The sequence below is a fragment of the Caulobacter sp. FG121 genome (assembly GCF_057809815.1).
Genome location: NZ_JBMDKR010000004.1, coordinates 153264 through 167939, shown reverse-complemented (window position 1 = coordinate 167939; position 14676 = coordinate 153264). Strand labels below are relative to the sequence as shown.

Here is a 14676-nt window from a genome sequence, read left to right as displayed (position 1 = left end):
CGACACACAGCCGCAAACGAAAGCGGCGATCTCACGGCTTTTTGCAAGGCATGGTCCAGTTTCCCTTCAAGGGCGTTCTCCCCGCCCTTGTGACTCCTTTTCGCGATGGCGCGGTCGATGAGACCGCGTTTGTCGCGCTGGTCGAACGGCAGATCGCCGGCGGCGTTCACGGGCTGGTGCCCGTCGGCACCACCGGTGAAACCTCGACGCTGAGCCATGACGAACACAAGCGTGTCGTTGAACTCTGCATCGAGACCACCCGGGGCCGGGTCCCCGTCATCGCCGGCGCGGGCAGCAACGCGACGGCCGAGGCCATCGAGCTGGTCCGCCATGCCAAGGCGGTCGGGGCCGACGCGGCCCTGTGCGTCACGCCCTACTACAATCGCCCCAGCCAGGAGGGGCTCTACGAGCACTACCGCGCCATCAACGACGCCGTGCAGCTGCCGGTGTTCGTCTACAATGTCCCGGGCCGCACCAGCGGCGATATCAGCAATGAGACCCTGGCCCGGCTGGCGAAGCTGCCCAACATCATCGGCATCAAGGACGCGACCGGCGACATGACGCGGGTCAGTTTCCAGCGACTCCTGTGCGGGCCCGAATGGATCATGCTGTCCGGCGATGATCCCTCCGCCCTCGGCTACATGGCCCATGGCGGGCACGGCTGCATCTCGGTGACGGCCAACGTCGCGCCTGACGGCTGCGCGGCTTTCTTCAACGCCTGCATGGCGGGCGACTGGGCCACGGCCAGGGACTGGCAGGACCGCCTTGTCCGTCTGCACAAGGCGCTGTTCCTCGACGCGTCGCCCGGGCCGACCAAATTCGCCCTGGCCCAGCTGGGCCTTTGCGAAGAGGACTGCCGCCTGCCCATCACCCGCTGCGCGGACGCGGCCAGGCCGGTGATCCTCGACGCCATGCGGGAAGCGGGGGTCCTCTAGTGACCCAGGTCGGCAAGACCATCGCGGAGAACCGGCGCGCCCGGTTCGACTACTTCATCGACGACGTGGTCGAGGCCGGCATCATGCTGACCGGCACCGAGGTGAAGAGCCTGCGCAACGGCCGGGCCAACATCGCCGAGTCCTACGCGGCGGTCGAAGGCAACGAGATCGTGCTGATCAATGCCGACATCCCGCCCTACAGCGGCGGCAACCGCTTCAATCACGAGCCCCGGCGGCACCGGAAGCTGCTGCTGCATCGCAAGCAGATCGGCAAGCTCGTGGGCGCGGTCCAGCGCGAAGGCCGGACGATCATCCCGCTCAAGCTCTACTGGAACGAAAAGGGCCTCGCCAAGCTCGAGATCGGCCTGGCCAAGGGCAAGAAGCTGCACGACAAGCGCGAAACCAGCGCCGAGCGCGACTGGCAGCGCGACAAGGCCCGCCTGATGAAGGGCGACCGGACGGGCTAGGGCGACTCATGGCTTGATACCCGCTTCAGGGGTGCCGCTGGCCTGTTCGGCGGGCCCTCCAGGGAGGGACGCATGAGCGACACGGGCAACCGACTGAGCAGGATTTCGTCCGGGGCCCCGCGCGTGGCGCGCGTCGGTCTGACGGTGGTAGTTCTCGCCTTCGTGCTCATCGGCGGCGGCTGCACCGTGACAGCCTGCAGCACCACGGTCGAAAGTGGCGAGGCCGGCATCAAGACCACCAAGTTCGGGGCCAATCCCGGCGTCCAGCCGACCGAACTGCGGCCGGGCTGGCACTGGAAGGGCATCGGCGAGAACATCATCATCTATCCGACCCGGCAGCGTACCTACAGCTACACGCGCGAGGCCAATTCCGACGGCAAGGAAAACGAGGAAATCGCCTTCGCCGACCAGACCGGCCTGCCGATGACCGCCGACGTCAACCTGACCATCCGCGTGCGCGACGACCGCGCCGCCGAGCTCTATGCCCGGTGGCGCCAGCCGTTCGACGATCTGCTGGACGGCCAGATCCGCAATGATGTCCGCTCTGCGATCGCCAAGGAGACCGAACAGGTTCCGGTGTCCTGCAACCTCAACCCCGTGTCTTCGGGGTCCGGCGTTGCGCCGACGCCGTCGGCGTCGCCTGCCGCCGCGACGCCCTGTTCGGGTTCGCTCATGGGCGCGGGTCGCCAGCTGGTCATCCAGCGCGCCTTCCAGCGTGTGCGCAACAAATGGGCCGCGGAAGGCGTCGAGATCAGCCAGATGGAATGGGTCGGCACCATCCGCTATCCGCCGAGCGTCACGGCGGCGGTGGAGGCCCGAACGCAGACCGAACAGCGCACCCTGGCCGCGCAGCAGAAGGCCGCCGAGGCCCGCGCCAATGCCGAGGCGGCCATCGAAACGGCCCGCGGCATCGCCGAAAGCACCCGCCTGCGCGGCGAGGCCCTGCGCGCCAACCCCGAGATCATCCAGCAGATATACGCCGAGCGCTCCCAGGGCCTCTGCCCCCCGGGCACGGATACCTGCATCATCGGCCAGGGCGCCTGGGGGCTGGTGCCGAAATAGGCGAAGGGGGGAGGCGGCGTCAGCGCGCCCGACTGCCCTCGTACCAGAAGTATCCGTTGCTCTCGACGATGTAGATCCGGCCGGGCCGTCTCAGGTTCGGCCCGATCTTCCACAGCCGTCGTTCGGACCTGTCCTCGAGCAGAATGGGATACTCGGCGTCGCCGGATCGCCGCCAGACGCCACGTTTGCCGCCAAAGGCGTTCCACAGGTAGCGGCCGTCCGGATAGATCACCAGCAGCCCCGCGAGGGCGCCGGGCGAGATGTGCAGGGTCGGCCAGCCGGGGATCGCCGACGGCGACTGCCAGACCGCGCCCGGCACCGAGGTGGACCACGCCCCGTACAGGCTGGAAAGGCTTGCCGGCTCGACAGGGCGTTGGTCGGGTTCCACAGATTGGCGACCCGAGGGTGCGACCGGCATGATCGGCGTGGCTTCGTAGATGGCCATCGATCCGTCCGAACAATGTCCGTCCGGGGTGACGCGCGCGCCGCCGAGGCAGCGATAGGTTCCCGCCGAAGCCTCTCCGGCGAACAGCAGCAGACCCGCGAGCAGCACGACGGGCAAAGGCTTGGGACGCATGGCGATCCTCCTCGACCGCCTGACTGGCGCATTGCCGATCAAACGACGGCCGCAGGAAGAGAGAGGACCGCTTTCCGTCCCGCGATGATCTGGATCAGGCTTCGAGCAGGTTACGCACCCGCCGGAAGATCTCCTCGAACATGACCGGCGTCAGCCGTCCGGTGTTCGTGTTGAGCCTGGAGCAGTGGTAGCTGTTGATCACCGTGTAAGGGCCCGCCGTGAACTGCGAGCCGTGCCCGGGTTCGCCTAGCGAGGCCTTCAGTCCCATGGCCCGCAGCACGCTTCGCCGGGCGACGTCGCCCAGGGTGACGATGACCTTCAGTTCGGTCAGCTCGGCGAGCTTGGCAGCGAAGAACGGGCTGCAGGTTTTCTCTTCACTGGTTTCGGGCTTGTTCAGCGGCGGGGCGCAGCGGACGACGTTGGTGATCATCGCACCGGTCAGCCGCAGGTCATCGTCGCCGTTCGGATCATAGCGTCCGGTGGCGAAGCCCGTCTGCTTCAGCGTGTCGTAGAGCAGCCAGCCGGCATGGTCGCCGGTGAACGGCCGGCCCGTGCGGTTGGCGCCGGTCCGGCCCGGCGCGAGCCCCGCGATCAGCAGCCGGGCTTCTGGATCGCCGAAGGAGGGGGCAGGGCCGTTCCACCAGTCGGGGTTCTGCCGCTGGTTCTCCCGGCGGTACTCAACGAGGCGCGGGCAGAGCGGACAGTCGCGTGCGGGCTCGGAGCGAGGGCTCATGTAGATGCTCCCCCATTGGGGGAGCTGTCCGCGAAGCGGACTGAGGGGGTCACCCGAAACCTGAGCGGACCCCCTCCGTCTCGCCTCCGGCGATCCACCTCCCCCATCGGGGGAGGATCCTGGCGATCAAACCTCATCATCCGCCTCCACTTCGGCCCGCGACCGCGCCGGCGGATCGTTGAGAAACCGCGGCTGATGCGCTCGCTGCGGCCGGCCGATGATGTCGCCCAGGTCGGCGAGATCGACGAAGGCGTCGCACTGCCGGCGCAGGTCGTCGCTGACCATCGGCGGCTGCGACTTGACGGTGGACACCACGGTCACCCGAACGCCCTTGCGCTGCACGCCCTCGACCAGCGCCCGGAAATCGCCGTCGCCGCTGAATAGCACCAGATGGTCGGCCTTGTCGGCGATCTCCATCATGTCGACGGCGATCTCGACATCCATGTCGCCGCGCCAGCGCTTGCGGCCCTGGGCGTCGGTGTACTCTCGCGCCGGCTTGGTCACCACGGTGAAGCCGTTGTAGTCGAGCCAGTCGACCAGCGGCCGCAGCGGGGAAAAGTCGTCGCCGCTCTCGGCCAGGGCGGTGTAGTAGTAGGCCCGGATCAGCACCCCGCGCTTGCGGAACTCGTCGAGCAGTTTGCGGTAGTCGATGTCGAAGCCCAGCGCCTTGGCCTGGGAATAGAGATTGGCGCCGTCGATGAACAGGGCGAGCCTGTCGGTCGGATAAAATGTCATCGTTTCAAAACCTTGAACTCAATATCGCATCTTGAAATAGGCGAATCCGTCGTCATCGCCCTGGGCAGTAATCTAGCGGGAGAGCACGCCTCCTGCGAGGCCCTGCTGGAGGCGGCGCTGGCCTGTCTTCCAGCCCATGGCCTGACGGTCACGGCCCGGTCGGGCTGGTGGCGATCCGCCGCCTGGCCCGACCCCGCGGCGCCGGCCTTTACGAACGGCGTTGCCCTGGTCGAGACCGCCCTGACGCCGTCCGGGACCCTCGAGGCGCTGCACGCGATCGAACGCGCCTTCGGTCGCCAGCGGCATGAACCCAACGCCGCCCGAACCCTTGATCTGGACCTGATCGCATTCGGTCGGCAGGTGATCGACACCGCCGGCCTGACGCTGCCTCACCCGCGTGCGCTCAATCGTCGATTCGTCATGGCCCCACTCGCCGAGATCGCACCGGATTGGGTTCATCCCCTGTCCGGCGAACCCGCGAGCGCCCTGGCGCTGACCGCGTCGGTCGGCAGGGACGCCCATCCGGCCTGATCGGTCCTTGCGGCGTTGCACAATGACGCGCAAAACTCTATGTAGCGCGGTTCAACCGGCACCCCGAGAGATTCAATGGCCCGCGTCACCGTCGAAGATTGCGTCGAGAAAATCCCCAACCGCTTTGGTCTGGTCCTCGCCGCCGCGCATCGCGCCCGCGCCATCTCGGCCGGCTCGGCCCTGATGGTCGATCGCGACAACGACAAGAACCCCGTCGTGGCGCTTCGTGAAATCGCCGAGGACGTGGTCGACAACGACGGTCTGCGCGAAAGCCTGATCGGCACCCTTCAGCGGGTGGACGAGCGGACGGAAGCCGAGGAAGAGGCCGAAACCATCGCCCTGCTGTCGGATCCGACCCACATGCAGATGAGCGAGCAGGAACTGATCCGCGCTCTGCAAAGCGACCGCGATGGCGGTCAGGAGGAGCGGTACTGAGTCCGGAAGGTCCAGAACCGACTGACGTCCTAGAGGCGGCCCCCGCCGCCCCATCCACAAACACGCCTCCGGAGCCGCCAGAAATGGCGGCCCGCGCCGCTGCGCGCGCGCGGGCGACGGGCCCCAAATTCCTTCGCCAGTACGAGCTGATCGAACGGGTCCGGGCCTATGACCCGACCGCCGACGAAGGCCTGCTGAACCGTGCCTATGTCTATGCCGTGCGCATGCACGGCTCGCAGACCCGCGCGTCCGGCGATCCCTATTTCGCCCACCCGATCGAGGTGGCCGGCATCCTGACGGAATACCGGCTCGATACGGCCTCCATCGTTACGGCCCTGCTGCACGACGTCATTGAGGACACCCACGCCTCCAGCGCCGACATCAGCGAGCTGTTCGGGGCGGAAGTCGCCGAGCTGGTCGAGGGCGTCACCAAGCTCTCCAAACTGGAACTGGCCGCCGAACACGCCCGGCAGGCCGAGAACCTGCGCAAGTTCATCCTGGCCATCTCCAAGGACGTCCGCGTCCTGATGGTCAAGCTGGCCGACCGGCTGCACAACATGCGCACGCTCGGCTTCATCAAGAGTCCGGCCAAGCGTGAGCGGATCGCCCGCGAGACCCTCGACATCTACGCGCCGCTGGCGCGCAACATCGGCTGCCACCGCATCTGCACCGAGCTCGAGGAACTGGCCTTCGAGCACCTCAATCCGGTCGCCCGCAACGCCATCCTCCGTCGCCTGGAGGCCATGCGGGTCGACCAGGGCAAGGCGGTGCAACAGGTCAGCGGCGACATCAGCCGCATCCTCGACGCCGAGACCATTCCTGCCCGGGTGTTCGGCCGAGAGAAGCACCCGTTCTCGATCTGGCGGAAACTGCAGCGCAAATCGATCGGCTTCTCGCAGATGAGCGACATCTACGCCTTCCGCGTGATCGTCGATACCGAGGACGACTGCTACCGGGCGTTGGGCCTGATCCACCGCCAGTGGCCCTGCGTGCCGGAGCGGTTCAAGGACTTCATCTCCACGCCCAAGCGCAACAACTACCGCTCGCTGCACACGACGGTGATCGGCCCGCGCGGCATGCGGGTCGAGATGCAGATCCGCACCGAGGTTATGGATCGCGTGGCCGAGGACGGCGTCGCGGCGCACTGGCGCTACAAGAACCAGTCCTACGGCTTCGACCGCGAGGCGATGGAGGCCGAGGGCGGACGCGACCCGCTCGCCAGCCTGCGCCAGCTTGTCCAGGTGCTGGAACACGGCGGCGACTCCGAGGAGCTGGTCGAACACGCCAAGATGGAGCTGTTCCTCGACCAGGTGTTCGTCTTCACGCCCAAGGGCAAGCTGATCACCCTGCCGCGCGGTTCGATGCCGCTGGACTTCGCCTACGGCGTCCACACCAACGTCGGCGACACGACCGTCGGGGCCAAAATCAACGGCGAACTCAAGCCCTTGCGGACGGAACTTGCCAATGGCGACGTGGTCGAGATCGTCCGTGGGCCAAAGCCGGCCGTGCTACCGGACTGGCGTTCGCTGGCCGTCACGGGCAAGGCGCGCTCGGCGATCCGCCGCCACATCCGTCAGACCGAGAAGGAAGAGTTCCTCCGCCTCGGTGTCGCGGCCATGGACCAGGCCTTCGCCCGGGTCGGCAAGACTCGCTCGGGCGTAACCCTGCGTGCGACGCTGGAACGGTTCGCGGTCGCGACCGAGGACGAGCTGTTCGACGCCATTGGTCGTGGGCGTGTCACGCCGGCCCAGGTGCTGGAAGTGCTGTTCCCCGGCCTGAAGGATTCCGAAAAGGCCGCCGTCAGCGCCCGCCGGCGCATCACAGACGGCCGCGAGGCGCATGACTTCGTGATCGGCGACAAGGTGCGCCACGGCTCGATGATCCGCTTCGCCACCTGCTGTCGGCCGGTGCCCGGTGACCGGATCGTCGGCATTGTCGCCGACAAGTCCATCGAGGTGCACGCGATCGACTGCCCGACGCTGGAACAGTACGACGACCGTCAGGATCTCTGGCGCGACCTGCACTGGACCGCCGAGGCCGAACGCAACTCCGTTTCCCGCACGCGCCTGCGCGCGACGATCCGCAACGCCCCGGGCGTGCTGGGCGAGGCCTGCACCATCATCGGCGAGACCGGCGGCAACATCGTCAATCTCAACATGCACCACCGCGGCGACGACCATTTCGACGTCGACTTCGATCTCGACGTGAAGGACGCCCGCCACGCGACCAACATCGTTGCAGCCCTGCGCGCCAACCCGTCCATCGAGACGGTCGACCGGGCTAAGGGCTAACTCACCCGATCGGGCGGGTTAGCGGGAGAGCGCCTCAATCGCCGCCACTGTCGCCGCCGTCAGCGGAGCGGGCAGGGCGCCCAGCGGGAACCAGTCGCAGCCGCCGAGCTTGTCAGGCTCCAGCACCACCGGCTCGCCGACGCAGTCCTCCACGAGATAGACCGGCGCGACCCAGTGGCCGCCGTCGCCGAGGTCGATGGTGTCGGCGACGCACAGCAGCCGCCCGGGCGTGATCGTCAGACCCAGCTCCTCGGCGATCTCGCGGGCGCAGGTCTCGCGCGTCGTCTCGCCCCAGTCGGTCTTGCCGCCCGGCAGCCCCCAGTGGCCCGCCTCGGGCTCCTTTAGCCGCTTGACCAGCAGCAGCGCGCCATCGTGCAGGATCGCGGCGCCGCAGCCGACGCGGGGTGTGGGGCGAGGGGAGGTCATGGGCGGCTACTAGCGCGCTCAACGACCCAATCCAATCACCCGTCATCCTGGGTCTTGTGCCCAGGACCCCTCTTGAAGCGCCGCGAGCGGATCAGATTGCTAGCCGAACCTGCTGCTGAACGAGGGATCCTCGGGACAGGCCCGAGGATGACGGGATTGTTCTGTTCGGGGTGACGAACGGGAACGACACCGCTATCTAACCGCCATGACCCAGGACGACGTTCTCGACGAATTCCGCGCCGCCGACGCGCTGCGCGAAGGCCACTTTGTGCTCTCCAGCGGCCTGCACAGCGGCGTGTTCCTGCAGAAGAACCTGGTGTTCGCCCAGCCGGACCGCTGCGAGCGGCTGTGCCGGGCGCTGGCGGAGAAGATCATCGCCGAAGTCGGCCAGCCGGACGTGGCCATCAGCCCGGCCGTCGGCGGCATCATTCCCGGCTACGAGACGGCCCGGCACCTGAAGGTCCGGTCGCTGTACGTCGAGCGCGAGGGCGGGGCCTTCAAGCTGCGGCGAGGTTTCTCCATCGAGCCCGGCGCGAAGGTCGTGATGGTCGAGGACATCGTCACCACGGGCCTGTCGTCGCGGGAATGCATCGCCGCGATCCGTGAAGCCGGCGGCGAGGTCATCGCCGCGGCCTGCATCGTCGACCGTTCCGGCGGCCGGGCGGATGTCGGCGTTCCGTTGATCGCGCTGGCGACCCTCGACGTGCCCGCCTACGAGGCCGACAAGCTGCCCCCCGAACTGGCCGCGATCCCGGTGCAGGATCCGGGCAGCCGGCGGCTGCGATAAAAGCGCCGCTCATCCCGGCGAAGGCCGGGACCCAGGCTTTTTCTGGAACGCGCGACGCTTTACGATAAAACTCCTGGGTCCCGGCCTTCGCCGGGATGAGCGGATGTGATAGCGATGAACAGCCTCCGCCTCGGCGTGAACATCGACCATGTGGCGACCATCCGGAACGCCCGGGGCGCCGGCTATCCCGAACCGTCGCGCGCCGCCGAGCTGGCGCTGGCGGCCGGAGCCGACGGCATCACGGCCCATCTGCGGGAGGATCGCCGGCATATCTCCGACGCCGACATCGATATCCTCGCCGATCTCTGTCTCAAGCGCGGCAAGCCCCTGAACTTCGAGATGGCCGTGACGGACGAGATGGTCGGGATCGCGCTGCGGAACCGGCCCCACGCCGCCTGTCTGGTGCCCGAACGCCGCGAGGAAGTGACCACCGAGGGCGGTCTCGACGTGGTCGGCGGGCATAACCGCATCGCCCCGGCCGTCCAGCGGCTGCGTGAGGCCGGCTGCCGGGTGTCGCTGTTCATCGAGGCCGACCCTGCGCAGATTCGGACCTCGGCGGAGATCGGCGCCCAGGTGATCGAGCTGCACACCGGGTCCTACTGCGACGCCTTCCGCGCCGGGGACTTCGGCCGCGCCGACGCCATCCTGCAGCGGCTGCGCGTCGGCGCCCGTCAGGCGGTCGACCTCGGACTGGAGGTGCACGCAGGCCACGGCATCGACTTCGCCACGGTGAAGCCGGTGGCGGCGATCGCCGAGCTGGCCGAGCTGAACATCGGCCACTTCCTCATCGGCGAGGCGATCTTCACCGGTCTCGCCCCCGCTATCCAGCGGATGCGGGCCCTGATGGACTCCGCGCGCATAGAGCTCGCCGCGTGATCATCGGTATCGGTTCCGACCTCAGCGACATCCGGCGCATCGAGAAGACGCTTGAGCGTTTCGGCGACCGGTTCATCAACCGCACCTTCACGGCCATCGAGCGCGAACGGTCGGAACGCAAGGTCAATGCCCAGGGCGGCCGGGCGGCCAGCTACGCCAAACGCTTCGCGGCCAAGGAAGCCTGCGCCAAGGCGCTCGGCACCGGCGTGCCGCGCCGCGGTGTGCACTGGGCGGACATGGGCGTGGTCAACCTGCGCAGCGGCAAGCCGACCATGGCCCTGACCGGAGGGGCGGCGCTGCGGCTGGCCGAGATCACCCCCGAAGGCATGGATCCGGTGATCCACCTGTCGCTTACCGATGACCACCCCTACGCCCAGGCCTTCGTGATTATCGAGGCAATACCGCGCCCGGCGGCATGAAGACGAGTTAACGGGCGCGGCGAAGCGGTTTAGCGTAGGGCTTTCAGCCGGGCGGGGGCGCCCAGAGACAAGAGACCGCGCGCGAAATGACCGATGCCGCCGATGAAACGCCGCCTGACGAGACTGCCGCCGAGGCGGAGGTTGTCGAGGTGACGCATGCCGCCGCGCCCGAACCCGATGTGGCTCTGGTAGAAGAAGAAGTGGCTCCCGCTGAAGAACCGGTGGACGACGGCGTCGCGTCCCGTGAGGAAGTGATCGAGACGGTCAAGACCGTCGTCTACGCCCTGCTGATCGCGCTGCTTCTGCGCATCTTCCTGTTCCAGCCCTTCACCATCCCGTCGTCGTCCATGCGGCCGAACCTGCTGATCGGCGACTACGTGATCGTGTCCAAGTTCAGCTACGGCTACAGCAAGAACTCGATCCCCTTCAGCCCGCCACTGTTCCACGGCCGGCTGTTCTCGGGCACGCCCAAGCGCGGCGATGTCATCGTGTTCAAAACCCCGGCCGAGGGCCACAAGGACCTCATCAAGAGACTGATCGGTGTGCCGGGCGACCAGATCCAGGTGATCAACGGCGCCCTGTCGGTGAACGGCCAGACCCTGAAGCGCACGGCGATCGGCTTCGCGGGCGACGACTCGAGCGCCTGTCCGAATCTGGCGATGCCGATGCGCTACCTTGAGACCAACCCGGTCGGCCGCAGCTACATCACCTACGACTGCGGTGATGGCCCGCTGGACAATACGCCCGTCTTCCTCGTGCCCGAGGGCCACTACTTCTTCATGGGCGACAACCGCGACAACTCGCTCGACAGCCGGGTCGATCCCGAATCGGGCGGCGTCGGATACGTCCCCGCCGAAAACCTGGTCGGCAAGGCCGAGACGGTTATGGTGTCCTGGAAAGAGGGCGCGGCCCTCTGGAAGCCCTGGACCTGGGTGATGAACCTGCGCTGGAACCGCTTCTTCCATTCGTTGCGGCACTGACGGCTCGCGCGGGCGGCCCGCAATACGCCACGAAGGCGAGTTAACGGGCGCGAAGCTTGCCCGTGTCGTATTGGCGGACTAACCACACCTGCGGGCCTTGTCCGCATCATCGAGAAGAGAGTCGCGCGCGCAATGACTGACGCCGCAGAACCGCAGGTCGAGACCGTGTCCGACTCCGAGCCGCTGGCGCTCCAGATCCGAAACGACGACCAGGGCGGCGGCGATACCATGAACGGCGCGGTCGACGAGACGATCGAGATCGTCAAGACGGTGGTCTACGCCCTGCTGATCGCGCTGGTCCTGCGCATCTTCCTGTTCCAGCCCTTCACCATCCCGTCCGCCTCGATGGAGCCGAACCTGCTGAAGGGCGACTACATCATCGTCTCGAAGTACAGCTACGGGTACAGCCGTCATTCGATCCCGTTCAGCCCGCCGTTGTTCAAGGGCCGCATCTTCGCCCACACGCCCAAGCGCGGCGACATCATCGTCTTCAAGCTGCCGTCGGATCCCAAGATCGACTACATCAAGCGCCTGATCGGCCTGCCCGGCGACCGGATCCAGGTGAAGGGTGGCGTCGTGTTCGTGAACGACAAGGTCCTGACCCGCGTCTACGACGGTCCGGGCGATCCCGGGACCTGCTGGAACGGCTCGACGGTTCAGCGCTTCCGCGAAACCAACCCGATCAACCGCACCTATGTCACCTATGACTGCGGCCCGCGCGGCGATGTCGATGACACCGGCGTCTATGTCGTGCCGGAGGGCAACTACTTCTTCATGGGCGACAATCGCGACAACTCGCTGGACAGCCGGGTCGCGCCGGAATCGAGCGGGGTGGGCTATGTCCCGGCTGAAAACCTCGTCGGCCACGCCCGCATCATCCTGTTGTCGTGGAACGACAAGGCCACCCTCTTCAAGCCCTGGACCTGGTTCCTCGACGCCCGTCCCAGCCGGTTCTTCCACGTCCTCAAATGAACGCCCGTCTCGAGGCGATCGCCGCGCTGGAAGCCGGAATCGGTCATGCTTTCGAGGATCGTGAGCTGCTGGAACGGGCGCTGACCCATTCCAGCGTCGGCGACGGCGCGCGCAAGGTCCGTCACAACGAACGTCTCGAATTCCTCGGCGACCGCGTCCTCAATCTGCTGGCTGCGGAACGGCTGCTGGCCCTCGACCTTGAGGCCAAGGAAGGCGTGCTGTCGCCGCGGCTGGCGGCGCTGGTCAACGGCAAGGCCTGCGCCCGCGTCGCGCGCCGGATCGGCCTCGCACCGGCGTTGCGGCTTTCCGGCTCCGCGACCAAGATCGGCGCCCGCGAGTCTGATGGCGTCCTCGGCGACGCCTGCGAGGCCCTTATGGCGGCGCTCTACATCGATGGCGGCCTTGAGGCTGCCCGAACGTTCTTCACCACGGCCTGGCAGGACGAATTCGACAACCCCGCCGCCGGCCGGGACCGGGATCCCAAGACCCAGCTGCAGGAATGGGCCCAGGCCCGCGGCCTCCCGCTGCCGCTCTATGCGGTGGTGTCCCGAACCGGCCCGGATCACGCTCCGACCTTCACGGTCGAGGTGTCGATCCAGGGCTTCGATCCCGAGCGCGGCGAGGGCCGCTCCCGCCAGGACGCCGAAAAGGCCGCCGCTCTCGCCATGCTGCTCCGCCGCGAATAGGCGAGGGGGACATGTACCGCAGGTACGTGTCCCCTAGACCCGCCACCGCTCGAGGGTTGGACCGCTCGATTAGGGGACACGTACCTTCGGTACATGTCCCCACTGAACATGTCCCCGGCGTGCGTGCTGTGCTACAGGCCGCCGCAATGAGCGCTTCATCCCCCACCCGCGCGGGCTTCGCCGCGATTATCGGCGCGCCGAACGCCGGCAAGTCGACCCTGACCAACCGCCTCGTCGGCGCAAAGGTCTCCATCGTCACCCGCAAGGTCCAGACGACCCGCTTCCCCGTGCGCGGAGTGGCCATGGCCGGCCAGTCGCAGATCATTCTGGTCGACACGCCGGGCATCTTCACGCCCCGCCGCCGGCTCGACCGGGCGATGGTCCGGTCCGCCTGGGCCGGCGCCGAGGATGCCGAAGCGATCGTCCACCTGGTCGACGTCCAGGCCGAGCTGGCCGTTACCGGCGAGGGCAAGGCCGCCGGCGCCGACAAGAAGGCCGTGATCGACGTCCAGACCATCATTGAAGGCCTCAAGGGCGCCGGTCGTCAGGCCATCCTGGCCCTCAACAAGATCGACGGCGTGAAGCGCGACCGCATGCTGGCCGTCGCCCAGGCCCTGTTCGATACCGGGGTCTATTCCGAGGTGTTCATGATCTCGGCCGCCACGGGCGCCGGGGTCGAGGACCTGCGCGACCGCCTGGCCGGGCTGATGCCGGAAGGGCCCTGGCTCTATCCGGAAGACCAGACTGCCGACCTGCCGGTGCGCCTGCTGGCCGCCGAACTGACGCGCGAAAAGCTCTACCTGCGCGTCCACGAGGAACTGCCGTACGCGGCGACCGTCGAGACCACGGCCTTCGAGGAACGCCGCGACGGCTCGGTGCGTATCGAACAGACCATCTTCGTCGAGCGCGACGGCCAGCGCGCCATCATCATCGGCGAGAACGGCCAGACCCTGAAATGGATCGGCTCGGCCTCCCGCACCGAACTCAGCGACCTGCTGGACCGCAAGGTCCACCTGTTCCTGCACGTGAAGGTCCGCGAAAACTGGGCTGACGAGCGGGAAACCTACGAAGGCCTGGGCCTGGATTTCGACGTCTAGGGCGCGGTTCAGTGCCTGTACTTGTCGGGAGGCCGGGCGGCTGTTTCAAAAGCCGTCCGGGTCCCGGCTGTCGCCGGGATGAGCGGAGGTAATATGCACAAACTCGCCCTGACCATGACCCTGCTGGCCGCCGCGATGGCGTCTCCCGCTCACGCCGCGACCCCGGAACAGCAGATCGGCGCAACCCTCGACGCTCTGCACGCCGCTGCCTCGAAGGGCGACGGCGCGGCCTATTTCGCGCTCTACACGCCGGACGCCGTGTTCATCGGCACCGACGCCGCGGAGCGCTGGGACATTCCCGCCTTCAAGGCTTACGCGGCCCCGTCCTTCTCCAAGGGCCAGGGCTGGACCTACGTGCCGCGTGAACGGCACATCACCATCGCCCCGATCGCCTGCCGCTGCGTGGCCTGGTTCGACGAGCTGCTCGACAGCGCCGGCTACGGTACGAGCCGGGGCACGGGAACCCTGATGCTGACGCCTGACGGCTGGAAAGTCTCGCAATACGCCCTGACCTTCCCGATCCCCAATGATCTGGCCAACGACATGACGGCGAAGATCAGGGGGTTCGAAGCCAAGGCGAAGGCGAAGTAGCACTCGTGAACCCTTCCCCCCCAATGGGGGAAGGGCAGGGTTGGGGGTGTAGCCCAAAGGTTTCAGTGCCGGGCGC

The 14676-nt window shown here is 67.4% G+C and carries 18 protein-coding genes; 14 read left to right on the top strand and 4 right to left on the bottom strand.

What is annotated here, in order from left to right; all coding sequences use genetic code 11:
* The first annotated feature begins 50 nt into the window (after positions 1-50).
* The 3 genes from dapA to ACODSL_RS12370 all read left to right on the top strand — a co-directional run bounded on the left by dapA (position 51) and on the right by ACODSL_RS12370 (position 2464).
* Positions 51-935 (top strand): 4-hydroxy-tetrahydrodipicolinate synthase, encoded by an 885-nt coding sequence (gene dapA, locus ACODSL_RS12380; protein WP_488900999.1) that lies wholly within the window; start codon positions 51-53, stop codon positions 933-935.
* Positions 935-1402, top strand: coding sequence for an SsrA-binding protein SmpB (smpB, locus tag ACODSL_RS12375; RefSeq protein WP_488900998.1), 468 nt, complete (start codon positions 935-937; stop codon positions 1400-1402). The genes dapA and smpB overlap by 1 nt, the downstream gene beginning before the upstream one ends.
* A gap of 72 nt (positions 1403-1474) precedes the next feature.
* Positions 1475-2464, top strand: a complete 990-nt coding sequence (locus ACODSL_RS12370; protein ID WP_488900997.1) for an SPFH domain-containing protein — start codon at positions 1475-1477, stop codon at positions 2462-2464.
* Positions 2465-2483: 19 nt separating this feature from the next.
* Here the strand turns inward: ACODSL_RS12370 and ACODSL_RS12365 are convergent, their stop codons facing one another.
* The 3 genes from ACODSL_RS12365 to ACODSL_RS12355 all read right to left on the bottom strand — a co-directional run bounded on the left by ACODSL_RS12365 (position 2484) and on the right by ACODSL_RS12355 (position 4509).
* The gene (locus ACODSL_RS12365) at positions 2484-3041 is read right to left on the bottom strand and encodes a hypothetical protein (RefSeq protein WP_488900996.1); all 558 of its coding nucleotides are present in this window, start codon (positions 3039-3041) and stop codon (positions 2484-2486) included.
* A gap of 94 nt (positions 3042-3135) precedes the next feature.
* Entirely contained in the window at positions 3136-3774 is a 639-nt protein-coding gene (locus ACODSL_RS12360; protein ID WP_488900995.1) for a uracil-DNA glycosylase, read from the bottom strand.
* 126 nt (positions 3775-3900) lie between these two features.
* A complete protein-coding gene (locus ACODSL_RS12355; RefSeq protein WP_488900994.1) occupies positions 3901-4509 on the bottom strand; it encodes a LabA-like NYN domain-containing protein in 609 nt (202 codons plus the stop codon).
* A gap of 12 nt (positions 4510-4521) precedes the next feature.
* On the opposite strand from ACODSL_RS12355, the gene folK reads away from it, so the two are divergent.
* From folK to ACODSL_RS12340, 3 genes are all read left to right on the top strand, one after another.
* The gene (gene folK, locus ACODSL_RS12350) at positions 4522-5040 is read left to right on the top strand and encodes a 2-amino-4-hydroxy-6-hydroxymethyldihydropteridine diphosphokinase (RefSeq protein ID WP_488900993.1); all 519 of its coding nucleotides are present in this window, start codon (positions 4522-4524) and stop codon (positions 5038-5040) included.
* Positions 5041-5115: 75 nt separating this feature from the next.
* On the top strand, positions 5116-5475 hold the full coding sequence (rpoZ, locus tag ACODSL_RS12345; RefSeq protein WP_488900992.1) for a DNA-directed RNA polymerase subunit omega: 360 nt from the start codon (positions 5116-5118) through the stop codon (positions 5473-5475).
* 83 nt (positions 5476-5558) lie between these two features.
* Positions 5559-7766 (top strand): RelA/SpoT family protein, encoded by a 2208-nt coding sequence (locus ACODSL_RS12340; RefSeq protein WP_488900991.1) that lies wholly within the window; start codon positions 5559-5561, stop codon positions 7764-7766.
* A gap of 18 nt (positions 7767-7784) precedes the next feature.
* Here the strand turns inward: ACODSL_RS12340 and ACODSL_RS12335 are convergent, their stop codons facing one another.
* Positions 7785-8192 carry an NUDIX domain-containing protein gene (locus ACODSL_RS12335; RefSeq protein ID WP_488900990.1) on the bottom strand — a complete coding sequence of 136 codons (408 nt, stop codon included), beginning with the start codon at positions 8190-8192 and terminating at the stop codon, positions 7785-7787.
* A gap of 205 nt (positions 8193-8397) precedes the next feature.
* Between ACODSL_RS12335 and pyrE the strand changes: the two genes are divergently transcribed.
* The 8 genes from pyrE (at position 8398) to ACODSL_RS12295 (ending at position 14600) form a co-directional block, all read left to right on the top strand.
* A complete protein-coding gene (gene pyrE / locus ACODSL_RS12330) occupies positions 8398-8979 on the top strand; it encodes an orotate phosphoribosyltransferase (RefSeq protein ID WP_488900989.1) in 582 nt (193 codons plus the stop codon).
* Between the two features lie 114 nt (positions 8980-9093).
* Positions 9094-9855 (top strand): pyridoxine 5'-phosphate synthase, encoded by a 762-nt coding sequence (locus ACODSL_RS12325; RefSeq protein ID WP_488900988.1) that lies wholly within the window; start codon positions 9094-9096, stop codon positions 9853-9855.
* Positions 9852-10274, top strand: a complete 423-nt coding sequence (gene acpS / locus ACODSL_RS12320) for a holo-ACP synthase (RefSeq protein ID WP_488900987.1) — start codon at positions 9852-9854, stop codon at positions 10272-10274. The genes ACODSL_RS12325 and acpS overlap by 4 nt, the downstream gene beginning before the upstream one ends.
* A gap of 86 nt (positions 10275-10360) precedes the next feature.
* Entirely contained in the window at positions 10361-11254 is an 894-nt protein-coding gene (lepB, locus tag ACODSL_RS12315; protein ID WP_488900986.1) for a signal peptidase I, read from the top strand.
* A 228-nt stretch (positions 11255-11482) separates the two neighbouring features.
* Positions 11483-12226, top strand: coding sequence for a signal peptidase I (gene lepB / locus ACODSL_RS12310; protein ID WP_488901175.1), 744 nt, complete (start codon positions 11483-11485; stop codon positions 12224-12226).
* Positions 12223-12912 (top strand): ribonuclease III, encoded by a 690-nt coding sequence (rnc, locus tag ACODSL_RS12305; RefSeq protein WP_488900985.1) that lies wholly within the window; start codon positions 12223-12225, stop codon positions 12910-12912. Before lepB (ACODSL_RS12310) ends, rnc begins: the two co-directional genes overlap by 4 nt.
* A gap of 146 nt (positions 12913-13058) precedes the next feature.
* On the top strand, positions 13059-14009 hold the full coding sequence (era, locus tag ACODSL_RS12300) for a GTPase Era (RefSeq protein WP_488900984.1): 951 nt from the start codon (positions 13059-13061) through the stop codon (positions 14007-14009).
* Positions 14010-14102: 93 nt separating this feature from the next.
* Positions 14103-14600, top strand: coding sequence for a nuclear transport factor 2 family protein (locus tag ACODSL_RS12295; RefSeq protein ID WP_488900983.1), 498 nt, complete (start codon positions 14103-14105; stop codon positions 14598-14600).
* The last annotated feature ends 76 nt before the right edge of the window (positions 14601-14676 follow it).

Bases quoted from the DNA above. Each gene is read 5' to 3' on its own strand.
- dapA (WP_488900999.1), top strand. From the start codon at position 51: ATGGTCCAGTTTCCCTTCAAGGGCGTTCTCCCCGCCCTTGTGACTCCT.
- ACODSL_RS12370 (WP_488900997.1), top strand. From the start codon at position 1,475: ATGAGCGACACGGGCAACCGACTGAGCAGGATTTCGTCCGGGGCCCCG.
- ACODSL_RS12365 (WP_488900996.1), bottom strand. From the start codon at position 3,041: ATGCGTCCCAAGCCTTTGCCCGTCGTGCTGCTCGCGGGTCTGCTGCTG.
- ACODSL_RS12360 (WP_488900995.1), bottom strand. From the start codon at position 3,774: ATGAGCCCTCGCTCCGAGCCCGCACGCGACTGTCCGCTCTGCCCGCGC.
- ACODSL_RS12355 (WP_488900994.1), bottom strand. From the start codon at position 4,509: ATGACATTTTATCCGACCGACAGGCTCGCCCTGTTCATCGACGGCGCC.
- rpoZ (WP_488900992.1), top strand. From the start codon at position 5,116: ATGGCCCGCGTCACCGTCGAAGATTGCGTCGAGAAAATCCCCAACCGC.
- ACODSL_RS12340 (WP_488900991.1), top strand. From the start codon at position 5,559: ATGGCGGCCCGCGCCGCTGCGCGCGCGCGGGCGACGGGCCCCAAATTC.
- ACODSL_RS12335 (WP_488900990.1), bottom strand. From the start codon at position 8,192: ATGACCTCCCCTCGCCCCACACCCCGCGTCGGCTGCGGCGCCGCGATC.
- pyrE (WP_488900989.1), top strand. From the start codon at position 8,398: ATGACCCAGGACGACGTTCTCGACGAATTCCGCGCCGCCGACGCGCTG.
- ACODSL_RS12325 (WP_488900988.1), top strand. From the start codon at position 9,094: ATGAACAGCCTCCGCCTCGGCGTGAACATCGACCATGTGGCGACCATC.
- lepB (WP_488900986.1), top strand. From the start codon at position 10,361: ATGACCGATGCCGCCGATGAAACGCCGCCTGACGAGACTGCCGCCGAG.
- lepB (WP_488901175.1), top strand. From the start codon at position 11,483: ATGAACGGCGCGGTCGACGAGACGATCGAGATCGTCAAGACGGTGGTC.
- rnc (WP_488900985.1), top strand. From the start codon at position 12,223: ATGAACGCCCGTCTCGAGGCGATCGCCGCGCTGGAAGCCGGAATCGGT.
- era (WP_488900984.1), top strand. From the start codon at position 13,059: ATGAGCGCTTCATCCCCCACCCGCGCGGGCTTCGCCGCGATTATCGGC.
- ACODSL_RS12295 (WP_488900983.1), top strand. From the start codon at position 14,103: ATGCACAAACTCGCCCTGACCATGACCCTGCTGGCCGCCGCGATGGCG.